The organism is Neorhizobium sp. 2083, assembly GCF_031455615.1.
In the GTDB taxonomy this organism is placed as follows: Bacteria; Pseudomonadota; Alphaproteobacteria; order Rhizobiales; family Rhizobiaceae; genus Neorhizobium.
The window spans coordinates 143694-158376 of record NZ_JAVDTC010000003.1 but is presented as its reverse complement, the minus strand read 5'-3'; the positions used below and the strand labels follow the sequence as shown (position 1 = coordinate 158376).

The following is a 14683-nucleotide window of genomic DNA, read 5'->3' as shown; positions in this document are numbered from 1 at the left end:
TTTTTCATCAGGTCTTGTCTTTCGCCCCTTCGTCCGGCGGGAAGATAAGCACATCCTGCCTGGCAATCCAGATTGATCCCTCCCCTTCCGGCACTGGCCTTGCAGCCTGGAGACGAAGAGGGCTTTCGCCAAGAAACGCCTCCTGCTCGAAGCGATCGCCGAGATAGTTGGCAGGTCCGAACCGGACCAGCAGACGATTGGCATCAGCGTCCTCCGTCAGACGGATATTTTGCGGTCGCACGGCAACGAGAGCGGCCTCGCCTTGCCGGACCGGCAAAGGCGCGTGTCCCTGCAGCGTCTGCCCACCCGGCAGTCCCACCGTCGCGCCGTCCGCCGACACCGCAGCAATGAGCCCGCCCGAAATCAGGTTGGCACTTCCGATGAAGCTCGCGGAGAACGGATGTATGGGGCGCTCGTAGATTTCCTGGGGCGTTCCCATCTGGATGACGTGGCCGCCACGCATCACCACGATGCGGTCGCTCATCGAGAGGGCTTCTTCCTGATCGTGGGTGACGTAAATCGCGGTCAACCCCAGCTCACGCTGGATGTTCTTAAGCCAGATACGCGCCTCTCCTCGAAGCTGTGCGTCGAGATTGGAGAGCGGCTCGTCGAGCAGCAGAAGCGCGGGACGAAACACCACTGCACGGGCAAGCGCTACCCGCTGCTGCTGACCACCCGACAACTCGCCAGGATACCGTTTTGCATAAGCGGTCAGTCCCACAAGTTCCAGCGCCTCGCCGACGCGGCGATCCCGTTCGGAGGCATCGACCTTCCGCAGCCGCAGCGACAGGTCGACATTTCTCTCGACGGTCATATGCGGCCAGAGCGCATAGGACTGGAAAACAACACCGAAGCCTCTGGCTTCAGGCGGCAGGGAGACCCTGGATCCGCCATCAAACAGCGTGCGATCGCCAAAGCTGATACGGCCGCCCGTCGGCTGATCGAGGCCGGCGATCGCAGCAAGAGTCGTCGATTTTCCGCAACCGGAAGGGCCAAGCAATGTCAGAAACTCGCCGGCGCCGACGGTGATGTTGATGTGGTCTATGGCGTTGACGGAACCGTAACGGCGCGTCACGTCGGAAAGCACGAGATCAGTCATAGAGTTTTACCCGGAACAGGAGCCGCGTTGCGAGGAGGAAGAGCGCGATGAGCACCATCTGGAGAGTTGCGAAAGCCGCCGTGACACCGACATCCCCGTTGGTCCAGAGGCTGAGCATCGTCACGCCCATCACTTCAAGTCCCGGCGATATGAGGAAAATGGCGATGATGTAGGATTTCAGATGGAAGATGAACAACAGCATGAAGCTGCCCACCATCGACGATTTGAGAAGCGGCAACATGACGATCCGCATCGAGTCGAACCAGCTTGCGCCGACGGTGCGCGCCGCCCTGTCGAGATCGGCGCCGATCTGAAGCACGGCCGGCTGGATGGCGCCGAGCGCGAGCGGCAGTGTTGCCATGACATAGGCCACTACAAGGATCCAAAGGCTGTCCCGCAGCCATCCCATCGGGGGAAACACGATCGTGGCATAGAAGATCCCGAGACCGGTGATCAGCCCCGGCACCATGCGCGGCGAATAGGCAAGTGCCTCCAGGGTGCGCTTGAAGGGGAAATCGGAGCGTTGGATCAGCAGCGCGACGAATGCTGCCAGCACCGTTCCCGCCGCCGCCGAAAAGAACGAGACGAAGAAGGTATTGCGGATCGCCCGTACGAAGGTCTCAGATGCAAAAAGCGCGTTGAAGTTCCTCATCGTCAGCGTCGTCCAGGGCGCCACGAGCGGCGAGAGAAAGGTGGTGAAGGCGCGCAGGACGACGCCGAAGACCGGCACGACGATGAACAGGGTCACGAAGATCGCCATGAGGATGGCAAGCGGCCAGCGCAGCGCTCCGAGCCTCAGCGGCGCCGGCCGGCTGCCCTTGCCCTTCACCGTCTCGTAGCGGTGCCCCTGCCGCAGCAGGAGGCGCTGCACCATCAGGGCCGATCCGACCAGCAGCACCAGTAGCACCGAGGATGCCGCGATCAGCCCGTGGTCCGGATTGCTGGCGGCGACGCCCTGATGGTAGAGGAAGGTGGACAAGGTTTCGATACGGGCCGGGCCACCGAGAAAGAGCGGTATCGACAGGGTTTCGACCGCAATGATCAGGTTGAGAGCCGCCGAGGTGATGATCGACGGGACCATCAGCGGCAGCGTCACCCGCGCCAGTACACCGAGCGGGCCGGCACCCACAGTGCAGGCTGCGCTTTCCAGGGTCGGATCGACCGAACGAACCGCACCATAGAGACAGTAAAGATAGGCAAGCGGGATCTGGGAGACGCCTGCGACGATGCTCATCCCGGCGAGCGAATAGAGGTTCCAGGGCGATCCGCCCAGAAGGCGGGCAAGCCACTGGGTCAGGAACCCCGATGGCCCGTATATGATCGCCCATCCGATCGCGAAAATGAGGTGGGACAGGTAGAGCGGCCACATCAAAATGCCCCCCAGGAGCCGGCGGCCTGGAAGATCGGTCCGCCCGAGCACCAGCGCTGCGGCTATGCCGCCGACCTGCGCGATGACGACGGTGACCAGCGCGAAGATCGCCGTGGTCGCAAGAATCGACGGAAGCTGGGCTGAACCGAAAAGCGTGCTGAAATTGTCGAGCGTCAGCACCCAGTCATCGGAATAAAGCGGTCGATCGATAAAGACCTGCACCGCAATCGGAATTGCCGGTGCCAGCATCAGGACCGCCGTCACCACGAAGATCAGCAACTGGATGAGACGCGAATAGTCCCGCGGCATGGCCGGTGCCGCATGCAGTGGCATTGCCGCAGAGATCGGGGGGGTGGTGCTCATGGCTGTTCACCTTATCTGGTTGGGTCGGCGCGCGTCCCGCGCCGGCAAATCGGATCACATCTTGAATGCGGCGGCCCAGCGGGCTGAGAAGGCGGCGTTGCCGTCGATCATCTTCCGGTCGTAATCGATGATGATCAGGTTCTCCTTGCCGCCGACGGCCTTGGCCACTTCGTCGAGGGAGTAGGCAAGGTCCCCCTGCGCCACGAAACCGGGGCGATAGGGCGTAAGCTTGCCCGCAGCGATGGCGGCTTGGCCACGCTCCGACAGAAGGAAATCGAGAAAGACCTTCGCGGCGGCAGGATGGGTCGCCTTGGCCGTGATGCCCATGCCGCGCGGGAAGACCACGGTTCCGTCCTTCGGGAAGTTCCAGCCGATGATATCCCCGAGGCCGTCGGCGACCTTGCTGAAAACGACGGGCGCGGAAACAAAATAGGCGCTGGAGAATTCGCCACTCAGCGTGCGCTCGATCATGCCGCCGGCACCGCCACCTGGCTTGATCGACGGACCTGCCTTTTCGAGCCATTGCCACGCCTTCTCGCCATGTTTTTGCACGAGCGCGTAGTTGAGGGCTCCTCCGAAAGCGTATCGGCCGTCATATGTCCCGACCTTGCCGGCGAATACGTCGGGGCGGCTGGAAATATTGGCGAAGTAGGCCGCCATTGTATCCACCTGAAGTTCGGCGGGCACCGTGATCTTGTTGTAGATGGTCACCATCGGATCCGTCGAAAACGTATAAAGGCCGGGTTCGGGATAACTCCATTTCGGCAATTTTTCACGTTCCGGCGATGTGTAGTCGGCGAGGAGGCCGTCTTTCACGGCGCTCATCCAGTCGACGATCGTGTTGGAGATGAGCAGGTCGGCAGAGGCGATGCCCGTGCCGAGCTCGGCGCGATAGCGGGAAAACGCTTCCGATGGCCCCATTTCCAGGCTTCCGACCTTGATGTTCGGATAGACCGCGTTGAAGGCCTTGATGACCGGTGCGATATTATCCTCGCTGAGATTGGTGTAGATGCGCAGGCTGCCTTCGGCCTTGGCATCGGCAACCAGCTTGGAGTAAGTGCCCGGATAGCCCGCAGGGACGTCCTGCGCCTGAGCGGCAGAGGCAATGAACAGCAGGCCCGCCGTCAAGAGAAGTGCATGTTTCATGATTTCATTCCCCTTTTTATGAGTGATGTTATGGCTCTTCGGCAGCATCGATCCATTGCGCGATCATTTCCGCCGCCTTCAACGTGACGGGCTGGAGGTTGTGCGCCACGCCTTCGACTTCGTGAAAAGATGCTTCGATGCCGGAATTTCGGAAGCTCGCGTACAGGCTGCGGGCTCTCTCCAGGCGGCTGTTTCCGGCCAATCCCTCGTGGATCGAGCCGTGTGGTGAACCGGGAGGCCGCGCCACCAGACCTGCCACCCTGTCTTCCGATCCGATAACGATGGCTACCGGAATTCCGCAAAGTGAAGCCAGATCCGGGCTGAGCCCGATAGCCGCGCAGGCGCCGGCCAGACCCGGCCACCATTCGACCGTATCGTCGAGCAATGTCACACTGCCGGGAGAGGCAAGCACAAGGCCGGAAAGCGTTGCGGAGTGGAAAAGCGCATAACGTTCGGCAAATTGCGCGCCACCTGAAAAACCGTAGAGATAGATCGGTCCGAAGCGCCCGCCCGGTGCGGCGGCGTTGTTGATCATCGCCTTTGTCAGGGCGATGTAGTCGATTCCGCCCGAGATCAGGAACTTATAGCCGTCGGAATGATCCTCCCCACCGAGCGTTGCCGGAAACAGCGGCGCCAGGATCGAAACCTCCCTGTCGCCCAGTCCTTCACGCATCGCCGCCACCATGCCGGTCACGTCGCGGTCGGAACCGTGGGCGACAATCACCAAGGGAAGTCCCGCCTTGTCTGCCGATGCGCGCGAAAATACGAAGCCGAAACGCGGATCCTCGACGAGCGGCGCATAGGTTGGAATACTGAGGTGTAAAGACACAGCCTGCATGCTCCTGTGGGCTTTTCTTTATGAAAGACAGTCCGAATTATTGCAAACAAAATTGGCGCCAATTTTGCGCACGCTGAACTGAGCTGGATTTTCAGTTTCACGGGCTCTGGTTACGATCCAATACCTTCGACCATGGCGGTGGCGCCGGAAATATCGCAGAGACGCTCGCCATTTCTGAGCCGATCGAGCACAGATGCCTCGTTCTCCTGCATGGCGATGGCCCGGGAGCAGATCGGCCCGATCTGCTCCCGCTTCAGGATGACGACACCATTCTCGTCGGCGATCACACCGTCGCCCGGCATCACGGCAACGCCGCCGACGCTGACGGGCACGTTGATCGCGCCGCCGAGGCCGACAAATTTCGTCGTCTTCGAAGAGGTGCCGCGGCACCAGACAGGCATGTCATGCCCGCGTATTTCCGCGAAATCGGTGGCCCGGCCATCGATGACGGCGCCAGCGATCCCGGCAAGCCGGGCCGCAAGCGTCACCACCCCACCCCAGCAGGCATGGCTGTCGTCACCGGCGCGGTCGATGACGAGAATGTCGCCGGGGCGAACCATTGAGAGTGCGTAGTGCAGCGTCGCCGAATCCGCGCCGGGAATGCGCACGGTAAAGGCGGTGCCCGCAATGCGCTTGCCCGATACGACAGCGGCAACGGCCGGATCGCAAAAGCCGTCATGCAGGATATGGCCGAGTGTTGCGGTTTCTGTTCGTACCATCAGTTCTATGAGTTCCGATGCGAGCGGCGGCGCGGGGGGATCAATCTGATAGACGGGCGCCCGCATTCACTCCGCTCCCCTTCCGGCAGAAATCCTCTCGGCCGGCTTCAGTTGACGGTCCTGGGTCAGGCAGGGCAGACGCCGACGTGTCGCCTCGGCCTCCGCCGGATCTATGTCGGCGATGACAATCCCAGGCTCGTCACCAAGTGCACCGATGACGTCACCGAAAGGGGAGACGATCATCGCATGGCCATGGGTGCGCACGCCGTCACGCGTGCCGCATTGCGCGGCTGCGACCACGTAGCTGCCGGTTTCGATGGCCCGTGCGCGAAGCAGGACCTCCCAATGTGCAGGCCCGGTCACAGACGAGAACGAGGCGGGTATCATCAGGACATTCGCACCCGCCATGGCCAGCGCCCGGAAGAGATAGGCAAACCGCAGATCGTAGCAGATCGAAAACCCGAGATTGATACCGCTCTCGCCCAGATCGGCGACGACCGGAGGACCTTCGCCGGGGCGCACGGCACGCGATTCCTGGATGTCAGGCCCTCCGCCGAGCTTTACGTCGAATGTATGCAGCTTGTCATAACGGGCGACGACCTTGCCTGCGGGCGAGATCAGGTGCGTGCGGTTCCAGATCCGGGTACCGTCCTCTGTGCGCACGAGCAGCGAGCCGTCATGCAGCCAGATGCCGAGTTCGGCGGCCAGCCGGCGACATAACATCAGCGTCGTGTCGTCGGCCTCGCTGACGCAGGTGCCTGCATACTGCATATTGTCCTTCAGCAGGATGTTCGCCGCTTCGGGCAGACTGACGACCCTTGCGCCAAGGCCTACCGCCTCCCGGACTGCGGCTTCGATGGAACGGTTGTTGGCAGCGACGTCGGCTGTGCTGCACATCTGAACGGCGGCGAAACGGGTGATGGTGCTCATCAGCGAGGTTCCAGATCGTATTGGCAAAGAAAGGCGTCGATGGCGGCCATGGTCTCGGCTCGCTCCTCCACATGACACATATGCGCGGAGTTCTGCATCACGATCTGCCGGGCATCGGGAATAAGGCGCACATAGGGTTCGACGCAGGCCTGCGTCGCCTCGTCGTGGAAACCGGAGATCACCAGCGTCGGCACCGTCACGAGATGCAGGCGGTCATCAATGCTCCAGTTCCTTAATGTGCCTATGACATGGAATTCCGTCGGGCCGTTCATCGCATGATAAACTGTCGGGTCTTCCGCCAGTGCCGCAAAGGTTCGCTTGACCTCTTCTGGCCACACATCCAGACGGCAGACGTGACGATTGTAGAACACCTCGCTTGCCGCCTTGTAGTCGGCATGATCGTAGCTTCCGGCGGCCTCATGCCGAGCCAGCGCATCCTGCACATCCTGGGGAAGTTGCTTGCGCAGCCGCAACGCTTCTGCGACCCAGACCGGCATCGAGGACGGTGAAGACGCAAGAATAAGCGCGTTCAAGCCGTCCGGGCGCCGCGCCGCATGTTCGGAAGCCAGCATGCCGCCCCAGGACTGGCCGAGCAGATTGTAATGCTGCGCGATGCCCAGATGATGCGTGAGATTATCCAACTCTTCGAGAAACAGATCGACGGTCCAGAAATCCTTCGGCGCGTCACGCAGATGCGTCGAGCGTCCGTTGCCGATCTGGTCGTAATGGATCACGCAGCGCCCATCGTCTGCAAGGTCCTTGAACGAATCCACATAATCGTGCGTGCAACCGGGGCCGCCATGCGCCACCACGAGAGGCACCTTGCCGGAGTTCAGGTCGCCGGTCGCACGGAACCATGTCCTGTACTCTCCGAATGGAGCATATCCTTCTCGCGCGGTGGTCTGTTGCGGCATTGATACCCGATCCAAATGAATGCGATTTCTCCCGCAAAATGCCGAGCGGCAGACCTCTCGCCTACCTGCAAAAAATTACAGGATTGCGCTCCGAGCCCACGGGGGATTTCTCAAGATGCCGTTCACACAGACCGCGGAGGGAAACGGACGTGCCGAACTTGCGTGAAAGACTGCTTTCCGGCCAGAAGGTACAGGGAGCCTTCCTTTTCCTGGCCTGTCCCGATGTAGCGGAAATCATGGCACTGGCCGGTTATGGCGTGCTTATCGTCGATCGGGAGCATGCGGCGGCCGATCTGTCGGGTGCGTTGCATGAACTACGTGCCATCCGGTCCGTCAGCGCGGCCCCGGTACTGGCGCGCGTGCATGGCGCCGCATCCAGCAGCGTCAAACCGCTGCTGGATGCGGGATTCGACGGTATCGTCGCGGCGGATCTGCGCTCGGCTGCGGAGGCGCGCGCGCTTGTGGAGGCAACACATTACCCGCCACTCGGCCGCCGCGGCGCACAATTCACGGTATCCCGCGCGGCGCGTTACGGCTACGACCGGGCAAGCTACGTGGACCGTGCTGGGCGCGAGATCCTCGTCGTGGCGATGATCGAATCGAGGGAGGGCGTCGAGGCGATCGCCGAAATCGCCGCCGTCGACGGCATTGACATGTTGTTCATCGGTCCCCTCGATCTTTCATCGGGTTATGGCCGCTACGGCGATCTGGGATCTGCCGAATTGAAAGAAGCGATCGCATTTGCCGAGCAGCGAATCCTTGCCTCTGGTCGGCTCCTCGGAGGCGCCGCTATCGATCCCGCCAATTTGCCGCAGATGTTCGACCGCGGTTACTCCCTCATCACCTCCGCCAGCGACACCGGCCTGCTGGTTCAGGGATCGAAAGCAGCCGTCTATCACGCCCCGCACTGATCATATCGGTCAGCAAATAGAGATGTTCGCTGGCGCGCCTCGATGGGAGGTGAATCCTACAATCAGATGCATCAACCGTGCAGTCGTCGATAGTGGCGATCCATTCGGACCAAGGCTCACGGTTCATCAAAATGGACTGGGCGTCGTTCCTCAAGCATTAAAATCTGGCTCATTCGATAGACCAAGAGGCAACTTTCATGACCATGCTGTGACTGAAACCTTCTTCAGTAGGAACGCTCCGCACAGAGCCTCAACCGCGTCAACGGGGTTCGCAGATCATGGCTCACCCACGCAGCCTCCGCGCCCGGCCCTCGATCATCGCCGTGACGCGATCGCTCATGCCATTCAGCGATCGTGAATGGCGCCGCTCTCTCTTTCCGGACAACCGGGAGCCGCAACAAAGCTTAACACAAATACACGCTCGGAATGGTTTCCCTATGCGACAAACGCCCCGCAGGACCCGCTTGCGATCTGGAACGGCGGGCTGATTACGCATCTGGAGCCCTCATGTCATACCATAAACGAAACAAGCGGCGTCTTTCATCGGTCGCGCTATGCGCTCTCCTCGGTCTTGCGGGACTGGTCTCGAAAGCCTCTGCCGCCGATCAGATTGGGTCGAATGACACGCCTGAACCGCCGTTCGATGGCAGGCGGTTCGACAATACCAAGCCCAAGCATGACTGGAGCCTGATCGTCGGCGCCGGTGCCCTCTACGAACCCAAATATGAAGGAAGCGACGAGTTCGAGGTGAGCCCCATTCCCTTCGTCGTTTTCACGTATGGAGAATGGCTGGAGATCGACCCTCGCGGCGTCAGTGTGACGGCTTACAAGGCCAATGGATTTTCAGTCTCCGGAAATGTCGGTTACGAAACCGGCCGTAAGCACGATGACGGAGACCGCCTCAAGGAGCTCGGGGACATCGATTTTGCGGCGACTGTCGGAGCCAAGGTTGCCTATGAATGGGGTCCGGTCGAGCTCTATGCGAGCGTCGACCAGACGATAAACGGTAGCGAAAGCCTGATCGGAAAAGTCGGCGTGGAATATTCGGCACCAGTGACTGAACGGCTGATGATTGGCGCCAAGGCAGAAGCAACTATCGCGAATGACAAGCATATGCAGGCCTATTTCGGGATAAATGCCGCCCAGGCAGCCCGCTCGGGCCTGACCGAATACAAAGCGGACGCAGGCCTGAAGCGCGTCGATGTCTCGGCATCCGCCACCTATGCCTTGAGCGAACATTGGCTGGTTCGTGGCGAGGCTGGCGTTGGCGTCTTGACTGGAGACGCTGCCAATAGTCCGATCGTCGAAAAGAAGGTGCAGCCCTCGATATCGGCGTTTGTGGGCTATAAATTCTGACCGGGATTTAAGCCTGGAACGCGGGTAATATCTATAAAACAGCCGGGCAAGCCCGGCTGTTTTTTTGCAAGCACGTTGACCTCCATCTCAGAATTCCTCTACCGCAGCGGTGAACGTGTATCCCCAGAGCCTGACGGTCTGCAGCATGGTCGGGTCCCTCGGATCTGCTTCGATTTTCTGGCGCAGACGGCTGACATGCACATCTATGCTGCGCTCGATGGGACCGGCCAGCCCGGCATGGTACGACGGCCGCCGAAGAAGGCTGCGGACACGAGCGACGACCTCCCCAGGGGCGGTCAGAAGGATAATCGGGACGGTCCTTGGGAACGAATGCGTTTGCAGATGCTGAGGCCATCCTCGCCCTCGCCCCGATCAGTATCCGGGCGTTGGCGGAATTCGGCTGCATCGAACTGTTCCTGTCTGGGTGGTGGGTATCAATGCCTGCAGGATCCTCTCCAGATATTTCGTTCGCTGGGCCGGCCTGCCGGCCGGCCCAGACGTCCAGCGCCGCTGCCGGCGGCGCTGGGCCGTCAGATCTCAGCCGACTGGAGGAAAGGCCTGAAGATGCGGACGGCCCGATCGCCGACACTCGAAACGATCAAGTGAAGCGAGGGAATAACGATCAGCGACAGGAGGGTGGAAACCAGCAGCCCGCCGATAACCGCAATCGCCATGGGAGCGCGGAATTCGCCGCCGTCGCCGATCCCGATCGCAGATGGCAGCATGCCGCCGATCATCGCGAGCGTCGTCATGATGATCGGACGAGCCCGCTGCGAACACGCCTCGACGATGGCGTCGACGCGGGACAGGCCATGGGCTTCGCGGTGGATTGCGAAGTCCAGCAGCATGATGGCGTTCTTGGTCACGATGCCCATCAGCATCAAGATGCCGATGACGACCGGAAGCGACAGGGCACTGCCGCTCAAAAGCAGACCCGCCGCAACGCCGCCGATCGAGAGTGGCAGGGAGGCCAGGATCGTCCATGGCGCCAGGATGCTTCCGAATAGGAGGATGAGGACAACGAGAACCAGCAGGAGACCGGCTCCCATCGCCACGCCGAAACTGGAAAACACCTCACCCTCGGTATCCGAGTCTCCCGTCGCCTGAATCCGAACGCCTTGCGGCAGGTTCTTGACGCCGTCCAGTTGCATGAGCCTGTCGAGCCCCTGGCCCGACGTCAGGCCGGAGGCCATATCCGCGCCGATCTCGATGCGGCGTTCGCGATCAAAACGTTCGATGGTGGATATCGATTCATCGAGACTCATGTCGACCACGGCGGACAACGGGACGGCGGTCCCGTCGGCAGCGGGCACTGTCAGCATTTCGAGCGTCGGCAGGTCATTGCGAGCCCTGCTGTCCAAGAGGACGCGGATCGGGATCTGCCGCGAACCGTCGGTGAATTTCGGCAGACGGGTGTCCACGTCGCCAACGGTCGAAACCCGGATCGTTCGAGCGATCGCGGCCGACGACACACCGATGGTCGAAGCCTTGTCCATCTGCACCGTCATCCGCAGTTCCGGCCGCGTCGCCGCGCTGTCAGCCGTTGGATTGACGAAACTCTTGTCCGCCGCAAGTGCTGCGAGGATTGCCTCCGCAGCCCGCTGGGCGAGATCACCATCGGCGGAAAGAACCGCGAACGACAGGTCCCTTCCTCCTCGCGTATTGAGAAAACGCAGCCGCACGTCGGCAACGGCCGAAAGTGTTCTCTCGAGGCTCTCCTCTATTGCAAAGGATGAGCGGGCTCTTTGCGACTTGTGGAGGAGGTCGACCAGAACCACGGCGTAGCGCACATCTTCCTGTCCTGTCGTATTGGCGCCGGCTCGCACGAACACATGCTCTACCCCGTCCTCCAGGCGGACCAGGTCGACGATCTCGTCCGTCGCCTTGCGGGTTTCGTCGAGGCCTGCACCAGGCGGCAGTTCCACGGTGAGTGTCAAACGACCCGTATCCTCCTCCGGCAGAAATGCGGTCGGCAGCGATCCTATGACGACAAGCGCGAGAGCGAACACGCCAAGGGCGCAGCCGACTGTCAACCACCGCCAACGGAGCGTGACCCGCAGCAACCCTTCATAACCGAGTGCGAGAAGTCCTTTTTGTTCCGGCGAAGCTGCATGACTCGTCATGATGTAGGCAGCCAAAATAGGCGTAATGAGCCGCGCGACGAGAAGAGAGAAGAAAACCGCTATGGCGACCGTCAGGCCGAACTCGCGGAAATAAAGACCGACCACGCCGCTCATAAAACCAACCGGGGTAAACACCGCGATGATCGTCGCGGAAATCGCCATGACGGCAAGTCCGATCTCATCAGACGCATCCAGCGCCGCCCGATAGGCAGATTTGCCCATGTTGCGATGGCGGACAACGTTTTCGATCTCGACGATCGCATCGTCGACCAGGATGCCGGTGACGAGGGTGATCGCCAGCAGGCTCAGGATGTTGAGCGAGAAACCAAGGAGATCAATCGCGAAAAAGGTCGGGATGATCGAGAGTGGCAAGGCGACAGCGGCAACGGCCGTCGCTCGCCAGTCACGCAGGAACACAAACACGATCACGATGGAAAGTGACGCTCCTTCGAACAAGGTCTTCATGGCCGAATGATAGTTGCCCGCCGTGTAGGACACGTTGTCATCCACCAGCTCGAACTGAGTGTTCGCGTTGTCTGAACTGAGGGTGGCAAGCGCCGCCGCTACTTCCTCCGCCACGGCGACGTCGCTGGCACCTTGCGATCGATAGACGGAAAAGCCGATGACATCGAACTTGTCGAGAGTGGCGAAGGACCGGGCCTCCGCGACGGTATCCCGGACCTGGCCGATATCGCTCAACCGGATACTGGTCGTGTCCGAGAGGGAGATTCGAAGAGCCGCGAGTTCCTGCACGCTTTGGGCCACGGCGGCGGACGTTATTGTTCGTTCCCGCCCGCTGAGGCTGCTCCTCCCGCCGGATCCGTCTATCTGGTTGTCGATCAGGTTCTGGTTCACTGCATTTGCGGTCAGCGACAGTGCCTGCAGCCGGGTCGGGTCCAGTTCGACATGGATTTCCCGCTCAACACCTCCGATCCGCTCGACCCGCCCCACGCCTTTGAGCCCCTGAAGTCTTCGCGAGACAACGTCGTCCACGAACCAGGACAGTTCCGAAAGCGTCATGTCCTTGTTGGTCACGGCATATGTCACGATGGACTGTGCCTCTTCCTCCACCCGCTCGATCACGGGTTCATCGATAGTCTCCGGCAAATCGGAGCGCACCTTGACGACCGCATCACGCACGTCCGCGACGGCGCGGTCCGGCGATACCAGGCCCAGCTCGAACTCGACTTCCGTGACGGAGCGTCCTTGCGTGACGGTCGATTTCATTTCCTTGATGTTCGGCAACGTCGCCACCGCATTCTCGACCGGGCGCGTCACTTCGGTTTCGAGTTCGCTGGGCGTCGCTCCCGACTGTTCGACAGTGATCTTGACAACAGGTTCGATGATCGTCGGGAAATAGGTGATCGGGAGTTGGGTGAAACTGTAGAGGCCGACGACGGTCAGCACGACGAAAAGAAGAAGCGACGGAAGTGGCTTGCGGATTGCCCAGGCGGAAATGTTCATGCTCATCGCGTCAGAGCTCCCGTCCGATTTTCCAGCGATGCGGCGGCGGCAGGCACTCGGGCTTGAGGCTCAGGCGGCGATACCAGGACGGCCTTGACCCGTTCCTCCGCCTTCAGGAAGGCCCCGGCCTTCAGCGCAATCGCCTCCCCGGCCTTTATGCCGTCGACGATCTCGACCAACCCTCCCTGCGAAGACCCGACGCTCACGCGGCGCACATTCACCACGCCATCGGAGATTACGTAGACATTGTGCGTGCCCCCGGCGCTTCGGACGGCAGAGCTGGGTACGAGGATGTTTCTGCGTTCGGAGACGTCGATGGCACCGCGGGCGAACACGCCGGGGACGAGCCTTTCATCATCGGCAAGCTCGACCCGAACAGTTCCGCTTCTTGTCTTGGGGTCCAGTTGGGCAGCGTTCAGACGAATCCTGCCTTCTATGGCGCCATTTCGGCCAGGTAGAGTAACCTCGGCGCGCATGCCCTCACGCAGTCGCACGAAGCTTGTTTCGGTCACCTGCGCCACGAATTCCATGTCGTCGTCTTCGGCGATGACGAAAAGCGGCTCGGCCGACCCGGAAGTCATCGCGCCTATGCGCGCGTTTCGGCTCAGTATCTTGCCGGCGCTCGGAGCCCGCACTGTGCTTCGCTCGACCGTCAGTTCGATCTCCTGCCGCTCGCGAGCGATCATCTGTTCTTCAGCTTCGGCAAGTTCCAGCGATTGACGTGCAAGCCGCAGCTCAGCACGGGCGCGCGCATAGGCATTCTGATGCTCCTCGAGGACGGTGTCGGCGATAGCGCCTTTCGGCTGAAGCGCGCGGCTGCGTTCAAGCTTCCTGCGGGCTTCATCCTCCGTAATCAGCGCCATATCTACGCGGCTGCTCTCGACGGCAACGGCAGCCCTGGCGCGCAGCAGGCTGACCGCGTTCTTCCCGAGCAGCATCTGGGCCTCCACGGTGTCCAGGAGCGCAAGCGCTTCGCCCCGATCGACATGCTGCCCCGCCTCGACGAGGATCTGCCTGATCTCCTTACCGAGAACCGATGGATGAACCTGGATCTCCTCCCGCGCGGCGAGCGTTCCAACAACCTCGATCCGCTCGATAACCGCATCCTGCCGTGCGACCACTGCCGTAACCGGCATCTGACGCTCCTCGGCAAGGGAACCCGTGGGCAGGCAGAAAGCGACGAAGGCGGCTCTTGCGGCACGATTGGCGCTGTATCTTAACGCAGACAAGATCTTTGACGGTGCAGTCATGTGGCAACCCTATTTATATCGGAGCGCCGCAGCGCCCTTGTTTCGGATGGCACTGTAGCGAGGCGAGTTGGCCACACTGTTTTGTATTCTTAAGAAATGTTTCGATCGAAGAAGGTCGCCGAGACGAACGGAAGCGGCGAAATTTCCGTTTCATCGCTCCACTCATCTTTTCGCTGGCACATCACGCCTCCCCCTGCCGAG

General features: G+C 61.1%; 11 protein-coding genes and 1 pseudogene. 2 read left to right on the top strand and 10 right to left on the bottom strand.

Annotated features, from left to right (window positions below; translation table 11 throughout):
- Window positions 1–7: 7 nt before the first annotated feature.
- The 7 genes from J2X76_RS13505 to J2X76_RS13475 form a co-directional block, all read right to left on the bottom strand.
- Window positions 8–1099 carry an ABC transporter ATP-binding protein gene (locus J2X76_RS13505; protein ID WP_310216881.1) on the bottom strand — a complete coding sequence of 364 codons (1092 nt, stop codon included), beginning with the start codon at window positions 1097–1099 and terminating at the stop codon, window positions 8–10.
- On the bottom strand, window positions 1092–2831 hold the full coding sequence (locus tag J2X76_RS13500; protein WP_310216880.1) for an iron ABC transporter permease: 1740 nt from the start codon (window positions 2829–2831) through the stop codon (window positions 1092–1094). Before J2X76_RS13500 ends, J2X76_RS13505 begins: the two co-directional genes overlap by 8 nt.
- Before the next feature lie 54 nt (window positions 2832–2885).
- Window positions 2886–3977, bottom strand: coding sequence for an extracellular solute-binding protein (locus tag J2X76_RS13495; RefSeq protein WP_310216878.1), 1092 nt, complete (start codon window positions 3975–3977; stop codon window positions 2886–2888).
- A gap of 28 nt (window positions 3978–4005) precedes the next feature.
- A complete protein-coding gene (locus tag J2X76_RS13490; protein ID WP_310216876.1) occupies window positions 4006–4671 on the bottom strand; it encodes an alpha/beta hydrolase in 666 nt (221 codons plus the stop codon).
- Window positions 4672–4925: 254 nt separating this feature from the next.
- The gene (locus J2X76_RS13485) at window positions 4926–5534 is read right to left on the bottom strand and encodes an RraA family protein (RefSeq protein ID WP_310216872.1); all 609 of its coding nucleotides are present in this window, start codon (window positions 5532–5534) and stop codon (window positions 4926–4928) included.
- 66 nt (window positions 5535–5600) lie between these two features.
- Window positions 5601–6464 carry a carbon-nitrogen hydrolase family protein gene (locus J2X76_RS13480; protein ID WP_310216870.1) on the bottom strand — a complete coding sequence of 288 codons (864 nt, stop codon included), beginning with the start codon at window positions 6462–6464 and terminating at the stop codon, window positions 5601–5603.
- A complete protein-coding gene (locus J2X76_RS13475; protein WP_310216867.1) occupies window positions 6464–7378 on the bottom strand; it encodes a proline iminopeptidase-family hydrolase in 915 nt (304 codons plus the stop codon). The genes J2X76_RS13480 and J2X76_RS13475 overlap by 1 nt, the downstream gene beginning before the upstream one ends.
- Between J2X76_RS13475 and J2X76_RS13470 the strand changes: the two genes are divergently transcribed.
- Window positions 7321–8289, top strand: a complete 969-nt coding sequence (locus J2X76_RS13470; protein WP_310216865.1) for an aldolase/citrate lyase family protein — start codon at window positions 7321–7323, stop codon at window positions 8287–8289. The genes J2X76_RS13475 and J2X76_RS13470 overlap by 58 nt on opposite strands.
- A 507-nt stretch (window positions 8290–8796) precedes the next feature.
- Window positions 8797–9645: a MipA/OmpV family protein gene (locus J2X76_RS13460; protein WP_310216861.1), complete on the top strand. Its 849-nt coding sequence runs from the start codon at window positions 8797–8799 to the stop codon at window positions 9643–9645.
- 87 nt (window positions 9646–9732) lie between these two features.
- On the opposite strand, the pseudogene J2X76_RS13455 reads toward J2X76_RS13460, so the two are convergent.
- The 3 genes and pseudogenes from J2X76_RS13455 to J2X76_RS13445 form a co-directional block, all read right to left on the bottom strand.
- A pseudogene (locus J2X76_RS13455) lies at window positions 9733–9891 on the bottom strand (helix-turn-helix domain-containing protein); the annotation flags it as partial.
- 284 nt (window positions 9892–10175) lie between these two features.
- Window positions 10176–13238: an efflux RND transporter permease subunit gene (locus tag J2X76_RS13450; protein WP_310216859.1), complete on the bottom strand. Its 3063-nt coding sequence runs from the start codon at window positions 13236–13238 to the stop codon at window positions 10176–10178.
- The gene (locus tag J2X76_RS13445; protein WP_310216857.1) at window positions 13235–14482 is read right to left on the bottom strand and encodes an efflux RND transporter periplasmic adaptor subunit; all 1248 of its coding nucleotides are present in this window, start codon (window positions 14480–14482) and stop codon (window positions 13235–13237) included. The genes J2X76_RS13450 and J2X76_RS13445 overlap by 4 nt, the downstream gene beginning before the upstream one ends.
- Window positions 14483–14683 lie beyond the last annotated feature (201 nt).

Excerpts from the sequence above, each read along its gene's own strand:
- J2X76_RS13505 (WP_310216881.1), bottom strand. The coding sequence starts at position 1,099 with ATGACTGATCTCGTGCTTTCCGACGTGACGCGCCGTTACGGTTCCGTC.
- J2X76_RS13500 (WP_310216880.1), bottom strand. The coding sequence starts at position 2,831 with ATGAGCACCACCCCCCCGATCTCTGCGGCAATGCCACTGCATGCGGCA.
- J2X76_RS13495 (WP_310216878.1), bottom strand. The coding sequence starts at position 3,977 with ATGAAACATGCACTTCTCTTGACGGCGGGCCTGCTGTTCATTGCCTCT.
- J2X76_RS13485 (WP_310216872.1), bottom strand. The coding sequence starts at position 5,534 with ATGGTACGAACAGAAACCGCAACACTCGGCCATATCCTGCATGACGGC.
- J2X76_RS13480 (WP_310216870.1), bottom strand. The coding sequence starts at position 6,464 with ATGAGCACCATCACCCGTTTCGCCGCCGTTCAGATGTGCAGCACAGCC.
- J2X76_RS13470 (WP_310216865.1), top strand. The coding sequence starts at position 7,321 with ATGTCCTGTACTCTCCGAATGGAGCATATCCTTCTCGCGCGGTGGTCT.
- J2X76_RS13475 (WP_310216867.1), bottom strand. The coding sequence starts at position 7,378 with ATGCCGCAACAGACCACCGCGCGAGAAGGATATGCTCCATTCGGAGAG.
- J2X76_RS13460 (WP_310216861.1), top strand. The coding sequence starts at position 8,797 with ATGTCATACCATAAACGAAACAAGCGGCGTCTTTCATCGGTCGCGCTA.
- J2X76_RS13450 (WP_310216859.1), bottom strand. The coding sequence starts at position 13,238 with ATGAGCATGAACATTTCCGCCTGGGCAATCCGCAAGCCACTTCCGTCG.
- J2X76_RS13445 (WP_310216857.1), bottom strand. The coding sequence starts at position 14,482 with ATGACTGCACCGTCAAAGATCTTGTCTGCGTTAAGATACAGCGCCAAT.